Source organism: Shouchella xiaoxiensis (genome assembly GCF_016907895.1).
Classification (GTDB): Bacteria; Bacillota; Bacilli; order Bacillales; family Bacillaceae_D; genus Shouchella; species Shouchella xiaoxiensis.
This window is the reverse complement of record NZ_JAFBCV010000015.1, coordinates 1-25,892: the sequence shown is the minus strand read 5'-3', so window position 1 is coordinate 25,892 and position 25,892 is coordinate 1. Positions and strand designations below refer to the sequence as shown.

At 42.7% G+C, this 25,892-nt stretch carries 25 protein-coding genes; 7 read left to right on the top strand and 18 right to left on the bottom strand.

Going from position 1 to position 25,892, the window contains the following annotated elements; all coding sequences use genetic code 11:
- Nucleotides 1–36 precede the first annotated feature (36 nt).
- From glnA to JOC54_RS18690, 6 genes are all read right to left on the bottom strand, one after another.
- Nucleotides 37–1,395, bottom strand: a complete 1,359-nt coding sequence (gene glnA, locus JOC54_RS18715) for a type I glutamate--ammonia ligase (protein ID WP_204468236.1) — start codon at nucleotides 1,393–1,395, stop codon at nucleotides 37–39.
- 154 nt (nucleotides 1,396–1,549) lie between these two features.
- Nucleotides 1,550–2,020 (bottom strand): DUF4064 domain-containing protein, encoded by a 471-nt coding sequence (locus tag JOC54_RS18710; protein ID WP_035418995.1) that lies wholly within the window; start codon nucleotides 2,018–2,020, stop codon nucleotides 1,550–1,552.
- A 149-nt stretch (nucleotides 2,021–2,169) separates the two neighbouring features.
- Nucleotides 2,170–3,669: a degradosome RNA helicase CshA gene (cshA, locus tag JOC54_RS18705; RefSeq protein WP_204468233.1), complete on the bottom strand. Its 1,500-nt coding sequence runs from the start codon at nucleotides 3,667–3,669 to the stop codon at nucleotides 2,170–2,172.
- A gap of 203 nt (nucleotides 3,670–3,872) precedes the next feature.
- The gene (locus JOC54_RS18700) at nucleotides 3,873–4,721 is read right to left on the bottom strand and encodes a DNA adenine methylase (RefSeq protein ID WP_204468231.1); all 849 of its coding nucleotides are present in this window, start codon (nucleotides 4,719–4,721) and stop codon (nucleotides 3,873–3,875) included.
- Between the two features lie 321 nt (nucleotides 4,722–5,042).
- A complete protein-coding gene (locus JOC54_RS18695) occupies nucleotides 5,043–5,519 on the bottom strand; it encodes a thioredoxin family protein (protein ID WP_035418989.1) in 477 nt (158 codons plus the stop codon).
- A gap of 5 nt (nucleotides 5,520–5,524) precedes the next feature.
- Nucleotides 5,525–5,944, bottom strand: a complete 420-nt coding sequence (locus JOC54_RS18690; protein WP_035418987.1) for a disulfide oxidoreductase — start codon at nucleotides 5,942–5,944, stop codon at nucleotides 5,525–5,527.
- Between the two features lie 197 nt (nucleotides 5,945–6,141).
- On the opposite strand from JOC54_RS18690, the gene JOC54_RS18685 reads away from it, so the two are divergent.
- Nucleotides 6,142–7,659 (top strand): FAD-dependent oxidoreductase, encoded by a 1,518-nt coding sequence (locus tag JOC54_RS18685; protein WP_035418986.1) that lies wholly within the window; start codon nucleotides 6,142–6,144, stop codon nucleotides 7,657–7,659.
- Nucleotides 7,660–8,021: 362 nt separating this feature from the next.
- On the opposite strand, the gene JOC54_RS18680 is transcribed toward JOC54_RS18685, so the two are convergent.
- Both JOC54_RS18680 and JOC54_RS18675 read right to left on the bottom strand, forming a co-directional pair.
- Nucleotides 8,022–9,122: a response regulator aspartate phosphatase gene (locus JOC54_RS18680; protein ID WP_204468228.1), complete on the bottom strand. Its 1,101-nt coding sequence runs from the start codon at nucleotides 9,120–9,122 to the stop codon at nucleotides 8,022–8,024.
- Between the two features lie 164 nt (nucleotides 9,123–9,286).
- Nucleotides 9,287–9,505: a DUF6366 family protein gene (locus JOC54_RS18675; protein ID WP_204468226.1), complete on the bottom strand. Its 219-nt coding sequence runs from the start codon at nucleotides 9,503–9,505 to the stop codon at nucleotides 9,287–9,289.
- 156 nt (nucleotides 9,506–9,661) lie between these two features.
- Between JOC54_RS18675 and JOC54_RS18670 the strand changes: the two genes are divergently transcribed.
- Together JOC54_RS18670 and floT are read left to right on the top strand one after the other, a co-directional pair.
- Nucleotides 9,662–10,183, top strand: a complete 522-nt coding sequence (locus tag JOC54_RS18670; RefSeq protein WP_054794511.1) for an NfeD family protein — start codon at nucleotides 9,662–9,664, stop codon at nucleotides 10,181–10,183.
- Between the two features lie 50 nt (nucleotides 10,184–10,233).
- Nucleotides 10,234–11,679: a flotillin lipid rafts scaffold protein FloT gene (gene floT, locus JOC54_RS18665; RefSeq protein WP_035440809.1), complete on the top strand. Its 1,446-nt coding sequence runs from the start codon at nucleotides 10,234–10,236 to the stop codon at nucleotides 11,677–11,679.
- 37 nt (nucleotides 11,680–11,716) lie between these two features.
- Here floT and JOC54_RS18660 read toward each other — a convergent pair whose 3' ends face one another.
- The 3 genes from JOC54_RS18660 to JOC54_RS18650 all read right to left on the bottom strand — a co-directional run bounded on the left by JOC54_RS18660 (nucleotide 11,717) and on the right by JOC54_RS18650 (nucleotide 16,584).
- Nucleotides 11,717–13,045, bottom strand: a complete 1,329-nt coding sequence (locus JOC54_RS18660; RefSeq protein ID WP_204468224.1) for an alkaline phosphatase — start codon at nucleotides 13,043–13,045, stop codon at nucleotides 11,717–11,719.
- A 148-nt stretch (nucleotides 13,046–13,193) separates the two neighbouring features.
- On the bottom strand, nucleotides 13,194–15,380 hold the full coding sequence (locus tag JOC54_RS18655) for a DNA topoisomerase III (protein ID WP_204468221.1): 2,187 nt from the start codon (nucleotides 15,378–15,380) through the stop codon (nucleotides 13,194–13,196).
- Between the two features lie 4 nt (nucleotides 15,381–15,384).
- Nucleotides 15,385–16,584: a class I SAM-dependent rRNA methyltransferase gene (locus tag JOC54_RS18650; RefSeq protein ID WP_204468218.1), complete on the bottom strand. Its 1,200-nt coding sequence runs from the start codon at nucleotides 16,582–16,584 to the stop codon at nucleotides 15,385–15,387.
- 193 nt (nucleotides 16,585–16,777) lie between these two features.
- On the opposite strand from JOC54_RS18650, the gene JOC54_RS18645 reads away from it, so the two are divergent.
- From JOC54_RS18645 to JOC54_RS18635, 3 genes are all read left to right on the top strand, one after another.
- Nucleotides 16,778–17,062, top strand: a complete 285-nt coding sequence (locus JOC54_RS18645) for a DUF3817 domain-containing protein (protein ID WP_235194515.1) — start codon at nucleotides 16,778–16,780, stop codon at nucleotides 17,060–17,062.
- Between the two features lie 123 nt (nucleotides 17,063–17,185).
- Nucleotides 17,186–17,530, top strand: a complete 345-nt coding sequence (locus JOC54_RS18640) for a YflT domain-containing protein (protein ID WP_035440796.1) — start codon at nucleotides 17,186–17,188, stop codon at nucleotides 17,528–17,530.
- A gap of 74 nt (nucleotides 17,531–17,604) precedes the next feature.
- On the top strand, nucleotides 17,605–18,150 hold the full coding sequence (locus JOC54_RS18635) for a YpiB family protein (protein ID WP_035418981.1): 546 nt from the start codon (nucleotides 17,605–17,607) through the stop codon (nucleotides 18,148–18,150).
- Here JOC54_RS18635 and JOC54_RS18630 read toward each other — a convergent pair.
- The 6 genes from JOC54_RS18630 to JOC54_RS18605 form a co-directional block, all read right to left on the bottom strand.
- Complete coding sequence (locus JOC54_RS18630) at nucleotides 18,147–19,034, bottom strand: metal ABC transporter permease (RefSeq protein WP_054794533.1); 888 nt, start codon at nucleotides 19,032–19,034, stop codon at nucleotides 18,147–18,149. The genes JOC54_RS18635 and JOC54_RS18630 overlap by 4 nt on opposite strands.
- On the bottom strand, nucleotides 19,034–19,957 hold the full coding sequence (locus tag JOC54_RS18625; RefSeq protein WP_204468216.1) for a metal ABC transporter permease: 924 nt from the start codon (nucleotides 19,955–19,957) through the stop codon (nucleotides 19,034–19,036). The genes JOC54_RS18630 and JOC54_RS18625 overlap by 1 nt, the downstream gene beginning before the upstream one ends.
- On the bottom strand, nucleotides 19,935–20,690 hold the full coding sequence (locus JOC54_RS18620; protein WP_035418979.1) for a metal ABC transporter ATP-binding protein: 756 nt from the start codon (nucleotides 20,688–20,690) through the stop codon (nucleotides 19,935–19,937). The genes JOC54_RS18625 and JOC54_RS18620 overlap by 23 nt, the downstream gene beginning before the upstream one ends.
- A 43-nt stretch (nucleotides 20,691–20,733) precedes the next feature.
- On the bottom strand, nucleotides 20,734–21,666 hold the full coding sequence (locus tag JOC54_RS18615) for a metal ABC transporter solute-binding protein, Zn/Mn family (RefSeq protein WP_204468213.1): 933 nt from the start codon (nucleotides 21,664–21,666) through the stop codon (nucleotides 20,734–20,736).
- A 155-nt stretch (nucleotides 21,667–21,821) separates the two neighbouring features.
- Nucleotides 21,822–22,598 (bottom strand): Cof-type HAD-IIB family hydrolase, encoded by a 777-nt coding sequence (locus tag JOC54_RS18610; protein WP_204468211.1) that lies wholly within the window; start codon nucleotides 22,596–22,598, stop codon nucleotides 21,822–21,824.
- A gap of 169 nt (nucleotides 22,599–22,767) precedes the next feature.
- On the bottom strand, nucleotides 22,768–24,132 hold the full coding sequence (locus JOC54_RS18605; RefSeq protein WP_204468208.1) for a dipeptidase: 1,365 nt from the start codon (nucleotides 24,130–24,132) through the stop codon (nucleotides 22,768–22,770).
- A gap of 96 nt (nucleotides 24,133–24,228) precedes the next feature.
- Here JOC54_RS18605 and JOC54_RS18600 point away from each other — a divergent pair, with 96 nt between their 5' ends.
- On the top strand, nucleotides 24,229–25,383 hold the full coding sequence (locus JOC54_RS18600) for a GNAT family N-acetyltransferase (protein ID WP_204468206.1): 1,155 nt from the start codon (nucleotides 24,229–24,231) through the stop codon (nucleotides 25,381–25,383).
- Between the two features lie 32 nt (nucleotides 25,384–25,415).
- Here the strand turns inward: JOC54_RS18600 and JOC54_RS18595 are convergent, their stop codons facing one another.
- Nucleotides 25,416–25,706, bottom strand: a complete 291-nt coding sequence (locus tag JOC54_RS18595; RefSeq protein ID WP_204468204.1) for a hypothetical protein — start codon at nucleotides 25,704–25,706, stop codon at nucleotides 25,416–25,418.
- Between the last annotated feature and the right edge of the window lie 186 nt (nucleotides 25,707–25,892).

Below are 25,892 nucleotides of genomic sequence, written 5' to 3'. Positions count from 1 at the left end.
CTCGCTGCAACGTTTCGTTGCAGCGAGCTTTCGTAATTAAAACTTGCTTTGATACGCATCAAGCTCCCAAGCATGAACACTTGTGCGGAAATCATCCCACTCGTTACGCTTAAGGGCTACGTATACAGTGAACGCATGATCACCTAGCGTTCTACGGCCGATTTCTCCCGTTTCAAAACGGTTTACAGCTGCTTCTAAGCTTGTTGGTAAGTTCTCAATGCCACGTTCCTTAATCTCAGCAGCCGTCATGCTGAAAATATCAGCATCAACCGAAGCAGGGCATTCTGTTTCGTTATCAATTCCGTCAAGACCTGCAGACGCAACAACGGCGAAGGCAAGGTACGGATTCGCCGATGGATCTGGACAGCGAATTTCAACACGCGTTCCAGCTCCACGAGTTGCTGGAATACGTACAAGCGCAGAACGGTTTGATGCAGACCAAGCGATATAACAAGGCGCTTCATAACCTGGCACAAGGCGCTTATATGAATTAACAAGCGGGTTTGTCACCGCAACAAAATCTTTTACATTATCAAGTAGTCCAGCAATAAAGTGATACGCTGTTTTTGAGAGCGCAATCTTATCATCTTCATTGTAGAAGCTATTTTCCTGCTTTTCGATATCAAACAAGGACATGTTCACGTGCATGCCGTTCCCGTTTTCTCCACCAAGTGGTTTTGGCATGAACGTCGCGTGTAAACCGAATTGTTTTGCTACCGTTTTTACAACCCATTTATACGTAGTCGCTGCGTCGGCTGAACCGAGCGCATCGGCATATTTAAAGTTAATTTCATGTTGACCAACAGCTACTTCATGGTGTGATGCCTCGATTGTAAAGCCCATCATTCGAAGTGCTTTGTAAATCGCTAAGCGGACTTTTTCTCCATCATCTTTTGGAGATGGTTCAAAGTATCCACCAACATCTTGTGTACGAAGGGTTGGTTGACCAAACTCATCTGTATCAAATAAAAAGAATTCAAGTTCCGGCCCGACACTAATGGAATAGCCTTTATCAGCAGCACGCTTTACTGTTTTTTTCAAAACGTTGCGCGGATCGCCATCAAAGTCAGAGCCATCTGGCTTTTTTACGCTACACAAGAATCGCGCTTCAGAATAACCTTCTTCTTCTGTCCAAGGCAAGACTGCAAACGTGGTTAAGTCCGGATTTAAATACAAATCCGATTGATTAATTGGTGTAAACCCTGTGATTGAAGAACCATCAAACATCGTTTCTCCGTTTACTGCTTGATCAAGCTGATCAGCTGTAATCGTCACATGTTTCAACATTCCTTCAATATCAACAAACTGCATGTGCAAAAGCTCTACATTTTTCTTTGCAATTGTTTCCCGAATTGTCTCAATCAAACTTTCTCTCGTTGGCGCTTGTGTCGTCATCTCGAACACTCCCCTGAATTTAAGATGCACTATCATCTTTTCTCTTACTACTACTCTATGATGATTTCAGCCAAGCTGCAATCGATTTGTTAGATTATCTGACATACATATCAGTTAACTTCTCAAATAAAAAAAGCGCCCTGGGGACACTTTTTTAAACTGGGTCTACTTGTTTTGGCTTACGCACTAGTGCCATAATCCCCGCAATAATATAAAGCAGCATTGGAATTAATGGTCCTACAAAAATTAACGTGATAAATGCAAGGGCCGCATACAAAATCGTTGAGCCGAGGAATAAAATACTTGCAATCACGGGCTTGTTCTTAATAATGACAACTGCAACAATTCCCGCTACGGCTGCAATAAAAGCAACAAGCGCAAACATTGTGAAGTTCAGCGACGAAACCACTTCAAGAAATTCATTTGCTTCTTGCTCAGTTAACGGGGCAACACCTTGTTCAGCAAGGAGATCACTATTCTCGTTGGTCATTTCCACCGCAATTTCTTCAAAAAAGCCTTGGTTTTCCGCAACTTCTAAGGCGACAAATAACAAAGCCCCAATCATGAAGATGACGAGTCCAATTATACCAAGCACTCGTTCTCCTGTACGTTTTACATTGTTCAATTAAATCGCTCCTTAATTTATGTATCTCTCTTTACACTATGTATAGATCTGCTTAAACATGATCGTATCATAAAATACAGGTGCGTAACACAGAAATGACTTTTTTTACAAAAAAAGAGCTCACGGAAAATCCGTAAGCTCACTATTCCTTATGATGGACGCTTTGAACCGCTTCTGCTTGAAGAATTAGCCCAGCTGCGTTTTTGTCCGCTTCCACTGCCACTACGACGATCGTCGCGACGTTTTTGACCACTGTATGAACGACGGTCTCCTTGTGGACGACGACCATCACGGCCACCGCCGCCTCCACCAGGACGCTTCTTCGAACGAAGTGGTGCTTCGCTTGTTAATTTAACCGGCGTTTGGTCAGGCTCTCTAGTTAGCAACTTCAACGCTGCTGACAATGCCGTTACTGCGTCCGTCTCTTGCAATAATTCTTTTGCAGCAACACGGTAATGATCTTGACCACCTTCTGAAGCTAGTTCACGAAGTTCAAGAAGAGCTGCCTTCTTTTGTCCTTCAAGCGCCTCCTCATACGTAGGCTTTGGACGCTGAGTCATGCGCTTCTTAGATACGCGCTCAATCAACTTCACATGGTCTCTTTCAGGCTTCGTTGACAACGTAATTGCAATCCCTGAACGTCCTGCACGACCTGTACGACCAATACGGTGTACGTAGCTCTCAGGATCTTGTGGAAGATCAAAGTTAAAGACGTGAGTGACGCCACTAATGTCAAGGCCACGTGCAGCTACATCTGTTGCAACAAGTACATCAATCAAACCTTCTTTAAACTTGCGAAGGACACTGTTACGCTTCGCTTGGTTTAAATCACCGTGAAGACCTTCTGCACGGTATCCACGCTTAATTAACGCTTCTCCAAGCTCATCAACACGACGCTTTGTACGACCAAAAACAATTGAAAGTTCCGGTGTCTCTAGGTCAATCAAGCGACAAAGCACATCAAACTTCTCACGCTCATGTACTTCAATATACTGTTGTGCAATGTTTTCCATTGTTACTTCTTTCGCCTTTACAGCGATGCGAGTTGGGTCTTTCATAAACTTGCTTGCGAGTGACTCCATCCGACGCGGCATTGTTGCTGAGAAAAGCAATGTTTGGCGCGTGTCTTCTGGTGTCTCTGCTAAGATCGTCTCGATGTCTTCAATGAAGCCCATGTTCAACATTTCGTCTGCTTCATCAAGGACAACGGTTTGAACCGTTTCAAGACGAATTGTTTTGCGACGCATATGATCCATTAAACGACCTGGTGTCGCAACAATAATATGCGGGCGTGCTTTAAGTGCACGAATCTGCTTTCCGAAGTCTTCGCCACCGTATACAACAGTTGTGCGAACACCTTTATCGCGTCCGAATTGTTTTAAAGCTTGTTCTACCTGACTCGCTAACTCACGAGTTGGTGCAAGAACTAAACCTTGTACGATCGGATTTGTAGCATCGATTCGATCAATAAGTGGAATACCAAACGCTCCCGTTTTTCCTGTTCCTGTTTGTGCTTGACCGATTACATCTTTACCATCCAACACGAGCTTAATTGTATCTTGCTGAATTGGTGTAGCTTCTGTGAAGCCCATCTTTGTTAAAGCTTGAACGACTAATGCGTCCAAACCAAATTGTTCAAATTGTGCCAAGTGTTAAAAACTCCCCATTAATTTATTGAAACGCCTCTCGCGCATAGAAAAGGCTGTCTTGATGCAAAAAGCCAGTAGCAAGGCTCGCTTTCAACATCGAGACAGCCTTATTAATCAATTACTTTTACAAAAGACTTATTTTGTACGTCCGCACAAAAGGCGCTCCGTGTTCTCAAAGATTAATCTTACCATAATTAAATTCCCTATGCAAGAACTGCTTTTTCATCCCACAAACGCTTGTTCATAATCAGTACTTCTTTTTCGCCCATGCGCTCATGTACATTTGCGTTCACCAATCTTGTCGCATTTGTTGCAAAAAGCGGGTATTCACCGTACAGTTCCCTTGCCATTGCATGATCTGAATGACTAAGTAACAGGTAGCAGCCGCGCTCATCGAGCTGTTTAAACATTCGCTTCAGTCGAATATGATCATATAACGTAAATGGTTTTGTGTAAGCCCCAAACGACCGCTTTGATTCCGAATAATACGGTGGATCAAAGTAGACAAAATCATTTTCTTCTGCTTGTAATACCGTCTCCACAAAATCAGCTTTTTCTATATGAATATGCTCTTGTTGCAAATAGGAACTTGCTTGCCGGATGACTTTTTCGTTCATTATATTTGGTTTTTTATAATGGCCAAACGGCATATTGGCTTGACCTTTTTTGTTAACGCGATACAACCCACCGTAGGATGTTCGATTTAAAAATAAAAAACGGGATGCCTGTTCAACGGCAGAGAGCGCTTGATAATTAGCTTGACGGTCCAAATCTCGCATGGCGTAATAGTATGCTTCTTGATTCTGATGAAGCTGCAAATCTTCTAGTAACTGTTCACATTTATCACGTATCACCTTATAGGTATTTATTAACGGTTGATTTACGTCTCCAATCAAAGCTTTCGGCGGCGCTAACGAAAAGCACAGAGCAGCTCCTCCCGCAAACGGTTCAATGTAGCGTTCATAGTGCAGTGGCACATACTGATGCAGTAGCGGCAATAATTGCCGTTTACCACCAGCCCACTTAAATGGGGTACGTAACTTTTTCTCCATCCGACTCCTCCATTAATTGGCTTAGATAAACACTATACCCAATAGATGAAGACTTTAGTCCTGAGTCGGACGACTAAAAAGGTTGGAATAGAACGAGCTCTACAAACACTGCTACTGAACCGCTACAGGAGAATCCTTCGCTTTCCGCAGACACGGCCTCAGCCTCCTCCGTGGAAAACCGCCACTCCAGAGTCTTCAGACTCGTGCTGTCCTGCAGGAGGTTCTCCTTACGCTCATTCCCCCTGGAATATACGAAAAGACGATCAATCCAAAGTAGGATCATTCGTCTCTTCATTCTATACATATGCTTTTGTCCCAGCCTTACGATCCAACTTCTTGATTCGTTAAAAAGGCGCGAAACGTTTCTTCAGGTCGATTGCCGTCAATGCGACGTACTTCTTGACCATCTTCAAACACGATAATCGTTGGTGTTGACTGGATCTGGTAAGGTGCCGCCTCATCGTTATATTCAAGTACATTAAACTGGTCGATCTCAATATCTTCGTCACCCGCAACATCCATTAAAACAGGCGTTGCTTCCACACAATGTCTACATTCTGGTGAGAAGAAATATACAACTGCATCTTCACCAGCTTCGAGCTTACTAGCTAAATCATCAGGCATGATGATGTTTTGATAATTTGGGTTGTCCAACTGATCAATCGTGGATGGGCGCAAATCATCCGTATCGTACTGCGTGTTGTTTGCCAACTTGTCGTTTTGCCCCATATTTTGAATAACGATGAGCGCGATAAAAAGAACGACTACCGCTCCACCAATAATTGCTAATCGCTTCATGCTTTTCACTCCTTACGTTTTCGAATAACGTATAAACTTGTTATAAAAATAAGAATAAATGCTGTTCCTGCTAAAAACGGAATCGTGATAAAACCAAACCAGTTAATGTATTGACCTGTACACGAAACAAGACCACAGCCAATCACATCATCTTCATTAATCGGAAGCTTCTGCATTGCGTAATGGTAAATCGATATACACATGCCAATACCGGATAAGACCGCTGCATAGATCGCTACGCCAGAATCTTTTCGTATGACACCAACCGCAATCAGTATAACCAATGGATACATGAAAATTCGTTGATACCAGCAAAGTGCACACGGCTCAAACTTCTCTATTTCCGAGAAATAAAGCGAGCCGAGCGTAGCAACGAGCGACGTAAACCAGGCAAATAACAGTCCGCTCTCGACTTTCTTATTCATAGGCGCCCCTCCCGCTTTTGTTCTATTTGTTCATTGTATAGCAAATGCCTACTTAAACAAATGGCGATTACGCGAACTTTTCTGATCTTTTTACATTAAAAAAGGATGACAAAGTTAAAATTTAGCATACTTTGGGTTAAAAGCCTGTTTTTTTGTCTATCGTAGATAACAGACTACAATAGATGGAGGCGTCACCCATGAATGAACCACAATCTACACTTCAATCAATCTGGCAATTATCCTCAGATCATCCCGCGTATCCTACGCTTGAAGCCAATATAGATGTAGATGTTGCCGTTGTTGGTGGTGGAATTACAGGTATAACAACCGCTTATATTTTGGCTGAAGCCGGAAAAAAAGTAGCTGTACTTGACGCAAACCAGTTTGGCAGAGGAACAACTGGACATAGCACTGCCAAGCTGACAATCCAACACGACCTAATATACGACGAACTTCTTTCGTTTTTCGGAAAAGAAAAGGCATCGCAATATTACCAATCTCAAAACGATGCGCTAACCTTCGTACGCAACCTTGTTCAAAAAGAACAAATTCAATGTGACTTTACCGACGAAGATACCTTTTTGTATGCAACAACACACCACGGCGAACATCAATTACGCCGTGAAATGAAAGCTTATGACAAATTAAATATTCCATACGAATGGGTCACTTCCCTGCCGATTGAGTTAGAAATTCGCGCAGCCCTTAAAATTTCCAATCAAGCTCAATTTCACCCTTTGCGTTACGTAGCTCACCTGTGTAAAAAGCTTGAGTCAAATCAAGCGCAGCTGTTTGAAAATACGGTTTGTACAAAAGTAACAAATGAAAAAGATTCGGTAACGGTTCATACACAGGACGGTCAGACCGTCACAGCAAAAGTTGTTGTTGCCGCAACCCATTTTCCCTTTATCGATGGTGGCGGCCTGTATATGTCACGACTTAAAGCTGACCGCTCCTATGTAGTCGCTGGTTCAAGTGACACCACTTGGCCAGGAGGGATGTATTTATGTGCAGAACAACCAAAGCGCTCTTTACGGGGATTATCATTAAACGGTAAGTCCTATATCCTCGTTGGTGGTGACCACCATAAAGCAGGACAAGGCATGGATGCGCGGAATCACTATGATGCACTAAAAGAATTTGCCGACATCCAGTTTCAATCCTTTTCAGTTGAACAAGAATGGTCTGCCCAAGACTTAACGACGCTTGATAATATTCCCTACATCGGTCCGCTTTCGACATTTGAGCCTCGCGTGCTCACCGCAACCGGTTTTCGAAAATGGGGCATGACTGGCGGCGTTTGCGCGGCGCAATTACTGAGTGACTTAATTATTGACGGAAACAGTTCATACAGTGAACTTTATCACCCAATGCGTTTCCATGCAGATCCAAGCATCCGTCATTTCATCAAGGAAAACGTAAACGTCGCAAAGCATTTAATACAAGGAAAGCTAAATCACAAAGTTGAAGATGTAAATGAACTCGATCACGGACAAGGAGCCGTTGTGAAGCATAACGGCAAAAAAGCGGGGGCGTTTAAAGACAACGACGGAAACGTCCACCTTGTCGATACAACCTGTACCCACCTCGGTTGCGAATGCAACTGGAACCACGCCGACTTAACTTGGGATTGCCCATGCCACGGATCACGGTTCTCCTATACAGGAGACGTCATTGAAGGCCCAGCAAAAAAAGCGTTAAAGAAACTAAATTAAACTGTGTCGCCGAGGGCGCACAGTTTTTTTCATTAATATCGGGAGCAATGTTTATTCCTCTGATTTAATTGTTTTTCTATAATGATAATTGATTTTACCTTGGTATCAGACTAACTTAAAAGCGGTTAATATTTTAATGTAAAAAAGCATGAACTTGGGAGAGTAAAAATTGGGTAATACAAAAAGGACTGAAGCTATAAACAGGTTACAGTCCTTAAATTACTTTTTATCCCACAGGCACATTTGTTAGTGTCCACCATGAGGCAAAACATAAGTTTCAATTTCAACATCTGCTAGAGCTGTATTTGCTGATGGAGAAACTGCTATTAATCCTAATAAAACAACTGCTAATAGCCACTTTTTCAATCTAGACCAACTCCTAATGATAACGTTTTTTGTTTTGCACGATAAGCTCTTTTCATATAACTAAGTGCCTTTTCCAGTTCTTGTTTTTCATGAAAAATAGTGGCCAGCTCTTCTGAAAGTTCTTCACATGCATAAAGCATATTTTGTTCTTCTAATACATCAAATTCTTGATCTAAACCTATAAAATCCTTTTCCACAAAAATCTTTTTAAGTATGTTACATCTTATTAAGAACTCCTTGCTATTGTTCTGCTCTAAATCCTCAATTGCTTGTTTTAGCTCTTTTTCTCCCTCATCCTGATACCCAAGCATAAATAATACTCTTGCTAAGCAATATCTAGCTTTTGCTGTTACAAGATAATTTTTAAACTTTACGGATGATATATTCTGCTCAAAATATCTTTTCGCACTATAATAATCTTTTTCTCTGTAAGCATTTATCCCCATTGTAAAAGTAACTAAGTGACTTGAATAAGGAAAGTTTGCACTTAAGGATATATTTTCATCAAGTATTTCCTTCGCTTTATCATGAATATTTGAAATTGAATAGATTCCTGCTAATATATTTGTAGAAAAAATTATTCGTTCCGTATAACCTAACCGCTTAAACATTACGATTGCTTCTTCTAGGTAAGAACAAGCATAAGCATTATGCCCTATTTGCATAAGCGCCATCCCCATATAATATTGAAACTCCGCCTCTTCTGCTTCATCATTCACATATTCGAGCAGGCGCTCGGCTTTGCGAAACAAGCGAATAGCAGAACGGTAGCGATGATGCATAAATTCATGTTGACCGCTTACAAAATAGTACATGTACCGCAGCATATGATCGACCGATTCATCTATTGTTGATGAAACGCGCTCAATCATTTCCTCTCCGGCTTGTTCATTCGTTGCTTGATCCCTCATCATCGTATAGCGGTATTCCACAAGCGAATAGTAGGCAAGAATGCTGTCACTAGGCTCCATCGTCTTCAGCATCTGCTTAATTTCATCGTGTAACAGAACAGCCTCGTCTATTGAACGAGCGATAATGCAACTGTACCATTCTACGATTTTCGCACCGACTTCTTCTGATGGTTTCGTTTCAATCATCCTACCACCTCCTTTCTTTTAATACTTCCATTTTAAAGGCAATAAACAATAAATGTAAGATAAATTAGATATTTCCCAATATACATTCTGCTAAAATAAGTAAAATTAAATTTAAATCGACAAATACCTACAAACTTCTTTCATCTAATGACATTGAGCAGTTATTATCCTGAAAAAAATAACCTGTATAGGATAAAAACAGTTACTATAATGAAAAGAGTAACCCCAGTCCCTTTCCAACCTAGACTGTTGATTAAATCTACTAACCCACCTCCTTGTGAACGATTAACCGCATCTGAAAAGTTCCCCATTGAATTGTTCTTCAGTTCTTCTTGTCTCAATTTCTCTCTTCTCTGTTCTGGCAATTCTTTTTCATCTTTCACTCCGAACACCTCCAGCTCCTTTATTTAATCATTATACAGATAGTTGAAATAAATTCTCATTCGTTTACGTTTCTAAAAAACATTCTTCATTTTCTTGAAACTTCTCCACCTATTTCCTACGTATATAAAGTAAACTTAGGTTAAAGGAGTGACGATATGGAACTAACAACGATGTACTTCACCATCCTTCTCGTCAGCGGTGGCCTCACCATCATCTATGTCTTACTATCAGATGTGCTCGATGGCTTGTTTGACGTCTTTGATGGCTGGCTTTCACCGACTTTAATTCTTTCAACGCTAAGTTTTTTTGGGGCCTCGGCTTACATACTAGAACGCTTTGCACCTTTTACAAGCCCGGTCTCAGCTGCTATTGCAGTGGCTATTGCACTTATTCTCGCAATTTTATTTAATCTCTTCATCTTGACGCCTCTTCAGCATACGGAAGAATCAAATGCGTATAGTGATGAAGATTTAGAGGGGAGGACAGGCGAAATCATTTTATCCATTCCTGAGGATGGCTTTGGTGAAGTGATCATGCGCGGAGATAGCGGGACCATTTCAAAGACCGCCTCTAGCGTTGATGGTACGGTCATTCAATCTGGAACAAATGTCGTGATTGTTAAAATAGAGCACGGCATTGCTTATGTAGCACCACTTGATTTTGAGGACTCATTTTAACTTTTAACTTACAGATTTGAAGGGGGAACTTTATTTTGGCAACGGAAATTATGGTTATTATCGGTATTGTTGTTGTTATATTAGCTGTGCTTCTCGGCGTGTTTGTTACTCGCTACCGTACGGCCGGACCTGATGAAGCTTTGATCGTAACGGGAAGCTATCTTGGTGGGAAAAACGTGAATATGGACGAGGCAGGCAATCGAATTAAGATTGTCCGCGGTGGCGGTACGTTCGTCATGCCTGTTTTCCAACAAGCAAAACCTCTATCGTTGCTTTCAAGTAAGTTAGATGTACAAACGCCTGAAGTGTATACCGAACAAGGCGTACCTGTTATCGCTGACGGAACCGCTATTATTAAAATTGGGGGTTCAATCGGTGAGATCGCGACTGCAGCGGAGCAGTTTCTTGGTAAAACGCGGGAAGACCGCGAACAGGAAGCGAAAGAAGTACTTGAAGGTCACTTGCGCTCGATTCTTGGCTCAATGACGGTGGAAGAGATTTATAAAAACCGCGAACGGTTTTCGCAAGAAGTTCAAAAAGTAGCTTCACAGGATTTAGCAAAGATGGGACTCATTATAGTCTCCTTTACGATTAAAGATTTACGCGATACAAATGGATACTTAGAATCACTTGGTAAACCACGAATTGCTCAAGTAAAGCGTGATGCAGATATTGCTACGGCGGACGCTGAAAAGGAAACCCGTATCCGTCAAGCTGATGCAAATACACAAGCAAAACGTGCTGAAATTGAGCGAGCAACGGAAATTGCCGAATCCGAGAAAAACAATCAGTTAAAAGTGGCTGCTTACCGTAGCGAGCAGGAACAAGCAAAAGCCCAAGCTGACCAAGCTTACCACCTGCAAGAAGCGCGTTCTAAGCAGGACGTAACCGAACAACAAATGCAAATTCAAATTATTGAGCGTCAGAAACAAATTGAGCTCGAAGAGAAAGAGATTGTTCGTCGTGAACGACAGTATGATGCAGAAGTAAAGAAAAAAGCCGATGCCGATCGTTACTCCGTCGAGCAGTCAGCCGAAGCACAGAAGAGCAAACACTTTGCCGAAGCCGATGCGGATAAATACCGCGTTGAAGCGATGGCCAAAGCAGAAGCTGAGAAAGTACGGGTTGATGGTCTTGCAGAAGCCGATGCGGTTCGTGCTCGCGGGGAGTCTGAAGCAGACGTTATCCGCCTGAAAGGTCTTGCAGAAGCAGAAGCAAAAGAGAAGATTGCCGAAGCATTTGAGAAATACGGCGAAGCAGCTAAACTAAGCATGGTTATCGAAATGCTGCCTGAATATGCAAGAGAAGTGGCATCACCACTTTCAAACATTGATAAAATTACGGTCGTGGACACAGGATCAGGTTCTGGCGAAGGCGGTGGCGCTAACCGCGTTACTGGTTATGCGACTGACTTGATGGCTGGTCTACAAGAAACATTAAAAGCTTCAAGCGGCATTGACGTAAAAGAGCTTGTCGAGAACTTCTCGAAAAAATAAATAGGAAAAGACATTGGCGCGAGCGCCAATGTCTTTTTTAAAGTCCGCTTAAGCCTAATGCTTCAAGCATTTTCTTCGGAACATCCGTATTATCAATTGTGCCGCTAAACTTCTCAGCTCCTGCACCATAGGCGTAGAGTGGGACATCAATTCCTGTGTGATTATAAGAGGACCAGCCGAAACCTGTTTTCTCACTAATTGCGTGGTTGATTGCCAGCTTCAACGATTCTGCCTCTTTTAATTCGTCCAATTCTTCATCCGTCCACTCAAAGTTTGTTTGTTCTTCTAAAACGTCTCGTAGGTTTGAGTAGTTGTGGTCAACCATTTGCGCCATATCCAGCCCAAGCGCATTTACTTCTTTTAAATGCTTCGGATGCGCTGCTTCGCTTGCGTGTACAGCCATGCCACCTGTATCATGATCGCCAACCATTACAACTAATGTATCTTGATTTTCTTCCGCATAATCAATTGCGGCCTTGACTGCTTCTTCAAACGCTTCCGTATCCGTCATCGCATAGAGAGGATCATTATCATGACCGGCCCAATCAATTTGGCTACCTTCAACCATTAGGAAAAAACCATCTTCATCGGCTGATAAGAATTCAATAGCCGTTTCCGTCATTTCCCCTAGACTAGGCTCGTCCGTCCGCTGAGTAAATGCAGGTTCCAATGCTTCTTCAGCAAATAAACCAAGCATCTTTTCACTTTCCCCATCCCAGTTCAAAAGCTGTCTTCTTGTTTCAAGATATGTATAGTCATTCTCTTCAGCGTAATCGATCAAATCAAGTCCGTCCTCACGAATTCCGCCGCTTTCAGGTGGGAGAAATTCAGTGCGTCCTCCTCCAAATAACAGATCAAGATTGTCGTTTTCAATCATCTGCTTGGCAATTTCCGTATAACTACCACGAGACTCTACTTTTGCAGCAAAAGCGGCTGGTGTGGCATGGGTAATCGTTGATGTAGAAACAAGTCCTGTCCGTTTTCCAGCCTGCTTAGCAATATCAACAATGGTCGGGAGCTCTTCCCCATCAGGAGATAAACCAATCACTCCGTTATCGGTCTTCTTTCCTGTCGCAAACGCCGTCCCTGCCGCGGCTGAATCGGTAATCGCTTCATTGCTCGAATGCGTCATGACGTGGGAGCGGAATAGGTTCAGTTCATCCCAAATTGGTAGCTCATCTTTATACAACTTATAGCTGTTGGCATAGCTTTGTGAGAAACCATCAGGAATTAAGAAGATGACGTTCTTTGCCTGGTTACTTGGTTCAACTGGTTCTCCACCATCTGATGCGGATACTGCTGTTCCTCCAAGGATGACCGTTGCTACAAGTCCAAGCGTTGCATAAGATTTGAATCGTTTCTTCATCAAACCATCTCCTCAACCGTTTTTTATGTACAAGTAAACTGTAGCAAACGGGTGTTAAGAAATGATTTAGCTCGAGCGAAGTTTTGCAAAGTGTTTGTAAAGCTTGTAAAAAAACCGTGTATCGCAAATGAACGATACACGGTTCGATTTAGTCTTTCTTATTCAAACCTAGCTTTGCTAACTGTTCTGCTAAAGCTGAGTTTGCGAAATCATCTTCCTTGTTTTGCTTTTTCATATAATTATTCACTTCGCGCTTGGAGACATTCTTATTTTTACTATGCTTTCGTCGTTCTTCAAATTGGGCTTTTTTCTCACGATGCCCACATACACAAGCAAAGACTTGACCTTCGCCTTGACCGCGTAATTCAAGCTTCTTTTTACATTTCGGGCAACGGGCGTTTGTTGTCATTGCGATGTTTTTGCGGTAGCCACATTCACGGTCCTGACAAACACGCATTTTGCCTTTTTTTCCGTTTACTTCAAGCAGAAACTTGCCGCATTCAGGGCATTTCTCACCCGTTTTGTTGTCATGACGGAACGTTGTCGTGTCTGCTTTAACTTGACCTACAACCGATTTTGCATATTCCTTCATGTCCGCAATAAACGCAGCTTTCTTTTCTTTTCCTTGGACAATGCGCTCAAGACGCTGTTCCCATTCCGCGGTTAGAGCAGCTGATTTTAGTTCTTCAGGAACGAGCTCAAGCAGTTGTTTTGCTTTAGATGTAACATAAAGCTCCTTGCCTTTCTTCTCAATTAAGAAGCTTGAAAAGAGCTTCTCAATAATATCGGCTCTTGTCGCAACGGTACCAATCCCACCAGCTTCAGCAAGCGTCTTTGAAATAGCTGCATCTTTTTCCGCCATAAACTGCGCAGGCTTTTCCATCGCCGTTAGAAGAGAACCTTCATTAAAGCGTGGAGGTGGACTCGTTTTCCCTTGCGTTAAGCTCACATTGGCAATTGCTTTATTGTCACCTTTTGTTAACTGCGGCAGCTTGCTTTCTGCTTCTTCTCCACTTTCATCAAGATCTTCGGCACGCCAGCCCGGTGTGATCAGTCGCTCTCCTTTTGTACGCAACAGCTCTTCATTCGCTTTTGCTTCAACCGTCGTTTGCTCAAACTCACTTGGCGGAAAGAAATTGGCCAAAAAGCGGCGGACGATGAGCTGATACAGTTTGTATTCTTTGTCGCTCATTGCACTCGCTGCGACCGCTTGCTCTGTTGGAATTAGCGCGTGGTGATCGGACACTTTCGCATCATTCACCATCTGTTTTTTCGCATGAGATAACCCTTGTTTTTTTGCTGTCGCAACCGTTTTGCGGAACGGCTGCACGTCAATTGCCTGCAGGCGTTCACTTAACGTCTCGACTAAGTCTGAAGACAAGAAGCGCGAATCGGTCCGTGGATACGTCACCGCTTTATGCTGTTCATACAAACGCTGTAGCGAAGCAAGCGTTTCTTTAGCAGAGTAACCAAAGCGCTTATTCGCTTCCCGCTGCAGTTCCGTTAAATCATAGAGATGTGGCGCGGGGACACGCTTTGTTTTGGCCTGCACGTTTGTGATGGTCAGCTGACTGCCGTTTAATTTCGCTTGAATTTCTTTAGCTTTTTTCGCATCAAAAATACGTTCATCACCTGATTTCTCATCAAACCAGCGCAGCGCAAGACCGTCCTGCGTCTTTACCTGCACCGTTTCAAATGGCTTCGGCACAAATGATTGAATCGCTTTTTCGCGGTCAGCAAGCATTGCGAGCGTTGGTGTCTGCACGCGTCCGCATGATAATTGGGCGTTATGCTTCGTTGTTAACGCTCTTGTACCATTAATACCCACATACCAATCGGCTTCGGCTCTTGCCTCGGCGGCAGCATAGAGGTTTTCATACTGCTTGCCGTCCTTCAGTTTCTTAAAGCCATCTTTAATTGCCTTATCGGTTACAGAAGAAATCCATAGACGCTTAACAGGCTTATTGACATGAGCTTTCACTAAAATCCATCTGGCAACAAGCTCTCCTTCACGTCCTGCATCTGTCGCAATTATGATTTCACTAACATCTTTTCGATTTAAGACTTTTTTTACTGAGTGAAACTGCCTTGACGTTTGTTTAATAACAACGAGATCTAAGCGCTTCGGCAACATCGGCAACTCTTCTAAGCGCCAGTTTTTGTATTGTTCTCCGTAATGTTCCGGGTCAGCGTGGGTAACGAGATGACCCAGTCCCCAGGTTACGATGTATTCTTTTCCTTCAAAATAGCCATGTCCTTTTTGATTAGCACCAAGTACACGAGCTAAATCCCGACCAACAGATGGCTTTTCTGCTAATACTACTTTTTTACTCATTTGATCACCCTTTGCTCAGCACTTGTATCATCAGTACTTTTAAATAGTTTCCTTGCGGATAGGCTTCTGTCGTTGCAAAGTCGGCTGGGACGCCGTACTCTTCTAAAAGCTTATATGCTTTGTTTTCTTCTTTAAAGGCTAACTCAATCATTCGTTTAAATTGCTTCAGCGACACATTGGCAGCATTGGTTGAGGCAATAATGACACCATTTTGGGCTGTCACAGGTATTGCTTCTTTAACCAATGCTTTGTAGTCCTTCGCTGCGCTAAATGTACGCTTTTTCGAACGGGCAAAGCTTGGCGGGTCGAGCACAATGAGATCAAACTCAAGCTCTTTCTTTTTCGCATAAGAGAAATAACGGAAGGCATCCATTACAACGATGTTTTGCTGCTCAAGTGGAATGCTGTTCATGAGAAACTGTTCTTCTGTTTTTGCTCTGCTCCGGTTAGCAAGATCAACACTTGTTGTTTGGGAGGCACCACCGAGTGCGGCAGCCACGGAAAACGCGCCTGTATAAGAGAATAGATTCAACACTTTTTTCCCTGCCGCATAGCGATCACGGATTTGCTTTCTTACATTCCGCTGATCTAAAAAGATGCCGGTCATCGGTCCGTCATTTAAATAAACAGCGAAAAACATCCCGCTTTCTTTAACGACGAGCGGAAATTGACCTCGTTCCCCGTATACAAAATCATCGTCCTCCACATATTTTCCATCGGTTGCAAAGCGCTTCTTTTCATATATACCTTTTACAGAAACGGTATTCACTAATGCCTGCACGATAAACTCTTTAAAGGTGTAAACACCTTCGCTATACCACGTCAGTAGATAGAAACCATCGTAATCGTCAATCGTCAAACCGCCAATCCCATCTCCTTCGCCATTAAAGACACGAAAAGCCGTTGTTTCATTCGAGTTATATAAGTCCGTTCGCTTTTTTACTGCACTCTCGACTTTATTTTGAAAGAAAGATGCATCGATTTTCTGATGCTCCTTTGTTGTTAGGACCCAGCCATGACCACGATTTTGCTTTCCTAAATAGGCTCTTGCGACGAATTCGTTTGCTTTATTTCTTATGCAAACAATATCGCCTTCTTGCTCTGGCTGCATCGAAACATCCTCTTTATCTAATAGGGGATACCCTGATTTAATCGCTCTTGCTCGTTCATCATCTATCGTTACATTCCGTTCACTAAACTCCATTGTTTCACCTCAACGCTAGTATAGCACATCGTTTTTTCTGAAACATTCTTCACTAATCTGGTCTTCCATTTTCATTAAAATGTTACCTTCTTGTGACAGGACTCTCGACCTTTTTATCTGTTTTTTACGATGCTATACATATCTCGGACAAACACTGCTATACTATCAATGAATGGAAAGGTGGGGGTTATCAATGTTCAAATGGGTTAGTTATACCGAGGGTGCTTCATTGCTCTTACTATTGTTTATTGCAATGCCGCTTAAATATATGTTCGATATTCATGAAGCTGTTTCAATCGTTGGAATGGCGCATGGTGTGCTCTTTATCATTTATATGTTGTTTGTTGCTTCCTTCTTTTTCAGCAAACAGTGGACGTTTAAAACAAGTTTGCTTGCCAGTATTGCATCAATTATTCCGTTTGGTCCATTTGTGTTAGAAAATCGGATTATTAAACAACAGCAGCCACCAGCAATTTAAGAAGATCATCCTTAACAGACAATACACAACGATTGTCTGTTTTTTTCTTTCAAAAAAAATAGGTCTTTGTCCATGTTTTAAGAAAAAACGGTTGGGTATCCATATACCAGGAGGCGATTTTCAATGAAACCTGTATACAAAGAATTTTTTAATGATGAAGAAGTAGTTGACGTTGTTCAAGCGTTAAAAGCAAGAAATATATTAGAAGATGATATTTATGTCATTACGCACGATGATGATCGAACGGATCGTGTTGCTGATAACGCCGATGCAAACAAAGTTTCTATGTCTGAAACGGGGATTGGAACAGCCGTTAAGAATACGTTTAGAAAAAAAGGTGACGAGCTTCGAGCGCAGTTTGAAGAACTCGGTTTTTCTGAGAATGAATCAGAGCAATTAGAAGAGCGACTTGATCAAGGTAAAGTAATCGTGGTTGTCACGAACCAAGATGCTCAATTTACATTTTAATAAACCAAGGCCGCGCTCTTTTTCTAGAGTTGCGGCTTTTTTCATGCTTTAATAGATAAAAAGGAGGGGAGTGCTTGAGCAATCAATTAAAAAAGCGTTTTCTACAATGGTTCGTTGAGAAACATCATTTAAAACATAGAGATGCCCGGGCGCTTCTTATCCATATCCAGTCAACCCCCCATCTTCTCACGCAGCTCCAATTCGTAGAAACCATTCAGCCTCGTGGGCGGACTTTGGTAGTCGCTAGTACACAATCCGATGAAACAGGCTTTTTTTATGTTCACGGAAAACGAAAAACCGATGATGTCTCAAAAGCATTGGAAGACATCACAACCAATCCGTCCCAGCCAATTTATTTAATCGTTCACTTTTACGGACGTCGTTTAAACCATTTATACCGCCAGTTAGTCGAAACGCCGATTCATCGACCTTACCGGCAGTATAAGCAGTTTCAAGCATACGAACAAGCAACAAACCAAGTTCTTGCCCATGTTACTGCAGAAAATCAGATGAACTTGATTCGCGCAGCGATTGATAAAGCACTTGATGATCGCAACCACGCAGAGTTTGCTCGATTATCAAGACAGCTTAGACAACTACAAGAAGAAACAGGCTCCTAATTAGTAGGAACCTGTTTCTTTTTTTCTGGCGGACGAATCCATTTGGCTAGAAGTCCATGAGTGGGCGAAGCAACGAAGCTAATTAAGAATACAACCCCGGTCATCATCGCCATCGCTCCGGAAATCGAACTATTTAACCATAGAGCGACATAATAACCAGCTATCGCCGATATTGCCCCAAACGAAGCACTTAGTCCAATCATGACCGATAAGCGTTCGGTCCACAAATAAGCAGCTGCTGCTGGCGTAACGAGCATCGCTACAACCATAATCGCCCCGACAGCATCAAAGGACGCTACCGTTGTAATGGAGACAAGTCCCATAAACAAGTAATGAAGAAAGACAACGGGTAACCCCAGACTTAAAGCAAGCGCTGGGTCAAACGCCGTTAACTTCCATTCTTTATATAAAGCAAGGATCAGCGTCAGAACAATGATTAGTACAATGAGTAAGGTGAGTGTGGCAACCGGTATCTCAAAACCAAATAAGCTCACCGTATTCCATGGGATAAAAGCAATTTCCCCCATTAAGGCATGCTTCACATCTAAGTGAACATTGCCAACAGAGGTGGAGATGAGAATAACCCCAATCGCAAATAACGTTGTAAACACCACACCGATCGACGCATCATGCTGAACACCTTTTGAGTGAAACCATTGTACTAAGAACGTCGTTAACAACCCGGCTATTACGGCACCGATCAGCATATGAACGCCGTCTAATCTACTTGTAATTAAGAATGCGACGACGATACCAAGTAAAACCGTATGGCTAATTGCATCCGCCATCATCGCCATTCGGCGTAAAACAAGATACGCACCAACAATTCCACACGTAATTCCAACAAGCGCACCTGTAATTAAAATCCAGCCTTCATATGAAATCATTCCTGCCCACCTTCTTTCAACATGCCAGGAGCCTCATTTTGCGCTATCGCTTTTCGCTGCTGATATTTAAACTCTAAACGCTCAACAATTAGGCCTTTCTCTCTTCCGAACAAGAGAGAAAACAAAAAGAAAACCGCTGCTGAAAGGACGATAAAGGGACCTGTTGGCCAGCCCGCGCCTTGCGCACTTAGAAATGTACCCGCAGCGCCCGAGAATCCGCCAAAAATAGCTGAAAGAACCATCATTGTTTTAAACGAGTTCGTCCAATAGCGTGCACTTACTGCAGGGATAATGAGCAAAGCTGCCATTAAAATAACGCCTACTGCTTGAATTCCTATAACAATCGTCGTCACGAGCCCGATAACATAAAAACTGTTCATAACAGATGAGGGAAGCCCTAAGCCTCGTGCAAAATCGTTATCGAATAAATAAAGCTTCCATTCTTTAAAGGCGATGACGATTAATAAAATAATGGCAATAGCTAGGCCAGCCATTGTATACACATCCGTCCGCACCATGCTTGCTGCCTGACCGAATATAAACGTGTCTAAACCACTTTGGTTCCCAGAAGCGGATTGGTTTACAATGGACAATAAGACAATTCCAGCCCCGAAAAAAACGGAGAGAATAATGCCCATCGCCGTATCTTCTTTAATTCGACTGGACGAGCGAATAACATGAATAAACCAAGCGCCAAGCAGTGCACTTGCCGCCGCTCCTAGTATAAGCGCAAATAAATTCTTCTCCCCGATAATTATAAAGGCAATGACAACACCGGGTAGTGCGGCATGCGAGAGCGCGTCACTCATTAAGCTTTGACGTTTCCAATAGGCTAAGGTACCAAACATGCCAGATGCAATGCCAAGAAGGATGGTGCTAATAAGAACCCATTGAAAATTAATGGATAGCAGAATGGACATTCGCCGCTCCCTCCTTCATAAATTGCACAGCACCTCCGTATGCTTTGGCAATGTTGTCGGATGTAAACGTTGTTTCAGTCGTACCGTGAGCAATAACGGTTTTGTTTAAAAATAAGACATGATCAAAATAATCTGCGACTGTCTGTAAATCATGGTGCACAACCAGAACGGTTTTTCCGGCTTCACGCAGTTGCTTTAGAATATCCATTATTGCCCGCTCTGTTGCTGCGTCCACACCAGCAAGCGGCTCATCCATAAAGTACAAATCGGCTTCTTGAATTAATGCGCGCGCTAGAAAAACGCGTTGTTGCTGTCCACCTGACAATTGGCTGATTTGACGCTTAGCATAATCTTGCATTCCAACTTTTTTGAGTGCTTCCATCGCTTTATCTTTGTGACGCTTCATCGGCCATTTTAGCCAGCCAATTCTTCCATATAACCCCATTAAAACAACATCTAAGGCATCTGTCGGGAAGTCCCAGTCAACTGAGCCACGTTGTGGCACATATCCAACGCGTGTTTTTTCTTTTTTAAAATCGGAGTTAAAAAACGTAACATCACCTGCTAGGCGCGGATGCAGGTTCAGTAACGTTTTAATTAACGTTGACTTACCTGCTCCGTTTGGCCCGACAATGCCAGTTAATGAACCCTCTTCTACATCAAAAGAAACGTTTTTTAATACGGTATTTTTTCGATATGCTGCACTTACGTCTTTCACATGAAGAACACCCATGCTTTTTCATCTCCTGTTGATGATCTTGTTCATCGTTGTTCGCTTATTCCTGCATTAATGCATCGTGGATTGTATCGACATTATGGCGGTACATTCCGATGTACGTTCCTTCATCGGTACCAGCTTCACCCATCGCATCTGAGAATAGTGTTCCACCTAGTTCTACAGATAACCCTGCTTCTTGCGCTCCTTGAATGACTGCCTGAATCGATGAATCATTTACACTGCTTTCCACAAATACAGCAGGTACATTTTTTTCAACGATTGTATCAATTGTCGATTGAATATCGGCAATTCCTGCTTCCGCTTCTGTACTTAACCCTTGAAGGCCGACTACTTCCATATCGTTCATTTGTCCAAAGTATTGAAAAGCATCATGAGCCGTAACCAATATACGCTGTTCACTCGGAATTTGTGCAAGTGTCTCGACCGAATACGTATGAAGTTCGTCTAATTCCGCAAAATAAGCTTCTTTGTTTTCATCAAAAGTCTCTGCATGTTCTGGAGCCATTTCCTTTAAACGTTCTACAGCAGAATCAAGTGCTTGCGTCCACAGGTTAACATCAAACCAGATGTGCGGATCATCCATACCCGCTTCTTCTTCATCCTCTAAGCGATCACCTGTATCCACTGCTTCCCCGACTGCCAACGCATTTGTGTCGACGTTCTCAAAGACATCAGAAAGCTGCGCTTCTAAGTTTAGACCATTGTAAAAGATTACATCAGCGTTCTGCAACAATTGAATGTCTTGTTGAGTTGCCTCGTATAGGTGAGGATCTACACCTGGTCCCATAATCGTTTCGACTTCAACTAGGTCACCGCCTATTTGCTCAAGCGGCTCACCAATTTGGGCAATCGTCGCAACAACATTAATTGTATCGCTCGTTTCACTGTCACCACCATTGTCGTTACAGGCAGCAAATATTCCTGTCGCTCCAATCATTACTATACCTAGCTTTAGCGTTTGGTTTTTCATCTTCAATCTCCCCCTAAAATTGTCACTTTTTTAATGTATGCATTAATCCTTAATAATTTCCTGTCCACAATAAAGTTTCTTTAATGCAACTTTAATTACCTGTCCCAACTTTGTCAAGGAATTTCTTTTCAACGCAAAAAAAAAGACAGGAGTTTTCACTCGCTGTCTTCACTCATCTCATGTGGTAAAACAACCCATCTTCGTATCGCAGCGGCAACACCATCATTTATGTTGGTTGCCGTAATCCAGTCTGCTTTTCGTTTAACGATGTCTTGGGCATTCCCCATTGCAATTCCTAAACCTGCTTGTTCAATCATGGCTATATCGTTGAGGCTATCTCCAACTGCCATGACTTGATCCATTGATATGCCCAATTCTTCACAAACGAGTTTAATCGCCATTGCTTTATTAATTCCAATTGGATTCACTTCAATATTTGTTGGGCTGGAGTTGGTTATTTCGGTTATACCCTTCCCCTGTAATTCAGTGCGAATACGCTCACGTATCTGATCATCTTCCGTGTCAAAACCGAACTTTAGCCATTGTTGACTGTGGCGTTCTTCTGGTAGTTCACCGCGATATAAGTTGGTTGACGATGCACCCCAGACATGCACACCGTGTTCAGCAGTTAACTCATAAATATGATCAACCGCTTCTTTGGCCAAATGATTTGCGGAGAAAAGTTCGCCTTTATGGTCATAAATCTCTCCACCGTTCGCTGTGACTAAAAACGTATTTAGTCCAAGTGACTGAGCATACTTTCCGCAAGTCGCACGTGTTCTACCTGTTGCAATCATGACAGGAACGCCTAACTCCTGCGCTTCTGCAATCGCTTCTCGATTACCTTGCGATATGTCATGGCTGTCGTTTAACAACGTCCCATCCATATCTAACGCAATTAATCTAATTGTTGGTGTTTCTTCCAAACCCATGCAATTGACCCCTTCCCGATACGTTCATTCTTCTTTAGTTTACTACATTCTAATAGGGGATGTATTCCTGTTCGCCTTATTATTTGCAGTTTGTTAATTCTCATACCGCATTCAACACAAAAAGGGAGGGAGTTCCTCTCCCTTCCCTTTTATTCGTTTGTCCTTACTGTTAAAGCTCGTCCCAAAATGCCAAAATCGTTTCTAAGCCTTTGTCATAGTTCTCAAGATGGAAATGCTCGTTTGGCGCATGAAAATTTTCACTCGGTAGTCCAAATCCCATTAACACAATTGGAATATGCAATTGCGTATCGAAGGTTTCTACGACAGGAATCGAGCCGCCCATCCGCGTGTAGGCAACCTCTGTATGGTACACACGCTCGTAGGCTCTCGCTGCCGCTGCAAATGCTTCATCCGTGACTGGAGCGGCAAACGGCTTACCGGTATCATGACGTTCTGTTTCAACCGTCACTCCTGGCGGGGTGTTTGCTTTCACATGCGCTTCAATCTTTTCAAGAATATCAATTGGATCTTGTCCTGGGACTAAGCGACACGTAATCTTTGCTGTTGCCTCAGCAGGAATAACGGTCTTTACTCCTTCACCTTGGAACCCACCAAACAGACCGTTAATTTCCAGCGTTGGTCGAATCCAGGTCCGTTCCCTTGCCGTGTACCCTGGTTCTCCGAATAATTCATCGACACCAACTTCGGCTTTCATTGAATCATCTCCACTACCAAGTGCTGCAATGCTTTCTTTTTCTTCAGTAGAAAGTTCTTCAATTCCATCATAAAAGCCTTCAACCATGATCTTGCCGCTGTCGTTACGCATTGTGCCCAGCAGCTGAACAAGCGCATGCAGCGAATTTTGAACCGCCCCTCCGTACAATCCAGAGTGCAAATCGCCCTTCGTGCCTTTTAGCTTTAGCTCAATCGCAGCCAAGCCTCGTAGACCTGTGCAGATTGCAGGTTTTCCTTTTTCAAGCATTGGCGTGTCGGAGATGATAAGGACGTCGGCCGCAAGCCTGTCTTTTTCTTGTTCAACAAAGGTATCAAGATTGGGTGAACCGATCTCTTCTTCTCCTTCGACAAGAAACTTCACGTTAAACGGTAGCTTTCCTTCGGTTTTTAGCATTGCCTCAACGGCTTTCACATGCATAAATGTCTGCCCTTTGTCATCACTAGCCCCACGCGCATAGAGCTTATTGTCACGAATCGTTGGTTCAAACGGCTCAGTTTCCCATAAATGAAGCGGATCAACTGGCTGTACATCATAATGACCGTATACAAGGATCGTCTTAGCCTCCGGACCGGCTCCAAGCCACTCTGCATACACAACCGGATGCTTAGCTGTTTCAATTACTTCAACTGTTTCAAGTCCGGCGCGGTGAAATGCTTCTTTTAACCACTGGGCTGTATCTCGTAAATCTTGCTTATGTTCGGATAATGAGCTTACACTTTTCAGTTTCAAAAAATCGTTTAATTCCTGTAAATGTTCTTCCCGATGCTGTTGTAAATAGGTAAGGGCTTGTTCCAACACGAACACCTCATTTAACTAGTTTTTTTGATTGTACCATAGTTCCATCGGTTCAATCGATCATGGTAAACTGAACGAGATAAGAAAGGGGGAGATTTGGTGGACGTTCATCAATTAGGCAGAGAAGATTTCGAGCAAGCCTATGATTTAGGCTGCTATGCCTTTCAAGTTACTGACAAAGAAGAACAGCGTGAAAAAGCGAAACGGGCTTGGGATCAAGCTCACGCAGCGCATTTCGCATTAAAGCATCGTGACACCATTCAAGCTAAACTAACCTTGCTCTCGCTTAAGGTCAACCTACATGGTAGAACCGTTCCGATGGGTGGGATAGCGAGCGTTGCCTCTTATCCAGAAGGCCGTCGTCAAGGTCATGTTAAACATCTTTTGCATCATGCACTTTACACGATGAAAGAGAATGGCCAACTACTATCCTACTTAGCTCCATTTTCCGTTCCTTTTTATCGAAAATACGGCTGGGAGATTTTCTGCGACGAGGTAAGCTTTGAATTAACGGAGAAGCAGCTGCCAAAGCCAGCGCCGGTTTACGATGGAAGTATAGAACGGGTTTCTTTCAACGACCCGCGTATTCGCACACTTTATCAACACCAATGCAGTCACGGAATGTTAGTCCGAGAAGATTTTTGGTGGCGAAACCTAGCAGAAAAGTACGCGTCTTTTCACACAGCCCTTTACACTGATAACTCAGGCACTCCAGCCGCGTATATGGTGTACCAAGTAAAAGAGAATAAGCTAGAGGTCAATGAGTTAATTTATAACGATATCGCCGCGCTGGAAGCGATTTTTTCTTTCATTGGCCAACACGACTCCATGATTCAATCAGCCTCTATACCGGCTACTGGCGCAGATACACTTCATTATTTTTTACCTGATCCACATACAAAAGCAGAGGTTTCCCCTTACTTCATGGCTAGAATCGTTGATGTTGAAGGCTTTATGTCTGTTTTTCCGTTTGCAGGCAAGGGGCATTTTACCTTTACTATTATGGACGAATTTGCAGAGTGGAACAATCAGACCTTCTCCTTATCGGTTGATGAAAATCATATTAGCTGTATACGAACCGAAGACACTCCTCAATTCAGTCTAACAATCGGAACGTTAACCGGCTTGTTGCTCGGCTATCGTCGCCCTTCTTTTTATCTGAAGAGTGGGCAAATTACAGGAGAAGCCGAGGCAATTGCTTCATTCTGTCGGTTCATTCCAGGTAATGAACCAGGATTAATTGACTTCTTCTAAAAAACCAGCGCGGACTGGTCCGCGCTGGTTTTCTACTCACCTAAATTGCTTTTCTTTAATTGATTTAGAAGCAGGTCTTTTTTCTCGGCATCAATTGAGAAGTCTCTGCTATAAGAAGCGATTTCGTTTGCTTCAACCGGTTCTAATTGCAATGTAACGAATGGTTCATTTTTTTCGATCGCTTCTACCTTGTATTCATCAAATTGCGCTGCAAGTTGTTCAAATAGTTCGTTGTTTTCCTTATCATCTACCTGATTGCTTTTCCATATTAATTGAGGCTTTTGATGATCTTCATCTTTCATAACGAGAATGAGCTGATTCATTGGTAACACCCTTTCGTATTTAGCCTGTACTTCCATTCCTTCTTTTCTTTTTTTTAAAACATTAATAAAAAGCATGTACGCGAGTAGACTGACCTAAGAAAATGAGACACTATAAAACACCTTCGAAATGGTACACTTGAACAAAGTACAAATTCGGAGGTGTTTTTGCATGGGCAAAAACGTATA

Coding starts and splice junctions, on each gene's coding strand:
- glnA (WP_204468236.1), bottom strand. CDS start 1,395: ATGACGACACAAGCGCCAACGAGAGAAAGTTTGATTGAGACAATTCGG.
- JOC54_RS18700 (WP_204468231.1), bottom strand. CDS start 4,721: ATGGAGAAAAAGTTACGTACCCCATTTAAGTGGGCTGGTGGTAAACGG.
- JOC54_RS18695 (WP_035418989.1), bottom strand. CDS start 5,519: ATGAAGCGATTAGCAATTATTGGTGGAGCGGTAGTCGTTCTTTTTATC.
- JOC54_RS18690 (WP_035418987.1), bottom strand. CDS start 5,944: ATGAATAAGAAAGTCGAGAGCGGACTGTTATTTGCCTGGTTTACGTCG.
- JOC54_RS18685 (WP_035418986.1), top strand. CDS start 6,142: ATGAATGAACCACAATCTACACTTCAATCAATCTGGCAATTATCCTCA.
- JOC54_RS18680 (WP_204468228.1), bottom strand. CDS start 9,122: ATGATTGAAACGAAACCATCAGAAGAAGTCGGTGCGAAAATCGTAGAA.
- JOC54_RS18670 (WP_054794511.1), top strand. CDS start 9,662: ATGGAACTAACAACGATGTACTTCACCATCCTTCTCGTCAGCGGTGGC.
- floT (WP_035440809.1), top strand. CDS start 10,234: ATGGTTATTATCGGTATTGTTGTTGTTATATTAGCTGTGCTTCTCGGC.
- JOC54_RS18660 (WP_204468224.1), bottom strand. CDS start 13,045: ATGAAGAAACGATTCAAATCTTATGCAACGCTTGGACTTGTAGCAACG.
- JOC54_RS18655 (WP_204468221.1), bottom strand. CDS start 15,380: ATGAGTAAAAAAGTAGTATTAGCAGAAAAGCCATCTGTTGGTCGGGAT.
- JOC54_RS18650 (WP_204468218.1), bottom strand. CDS start 16,584: ATGGAGTTTAGTGAACGGAATGTAACGATAGATGATGAACGAGCAAGA.
- JOC54_RS18645 (WP_235194515.1), top strand. CDS start 16,778: ATGTTCAAATGGGTTAGTTATACCGAGGGTGCTTCATTGCTCTTACTA.
- JOC54_RS18640 (WP_035440796.1), top strand. CDS start 17,186: ATGAAACCTGTATACAAAGAATTTTTTAATGATGAAGAAGTAGTTGAC.
- JOC54_RS18625 (WP_204468216.1), bottom strand. CDS start 19,957: ATGTCCATTCTGCTATCCATTAATTTTCAATGGGTTCTTATTAGCACC.
- JOC54_RS18620 (WP_035418979.1), bottom strand. CDS start 20,690: ATGGGTGTTCTTCATGTGAAAGACGTAAGTGCAGCATATCGAAAAAAT.
- JOC54_RS18615 (WP_204468213.1), bottom strand. CDS start 21,666: ATGAAAAACCAAACGCTAAAGCTAGGTATAGTAATGATTGGAGCGACA.
- JOC54_RS18610 (WP_204468211.1), bottom strand. CDS start 22,598: ATGGGTTTGGAAGAAACACCAACAATTAGATTAATTGCGTTAGATATG.
- JOC54_RS18595 (WP_204468204.1), bottom strand. CDS start 25,706: ATGAATCAGCTCATTCTCGTTATGAAAGATGAAGATCATCAAAAGCCT.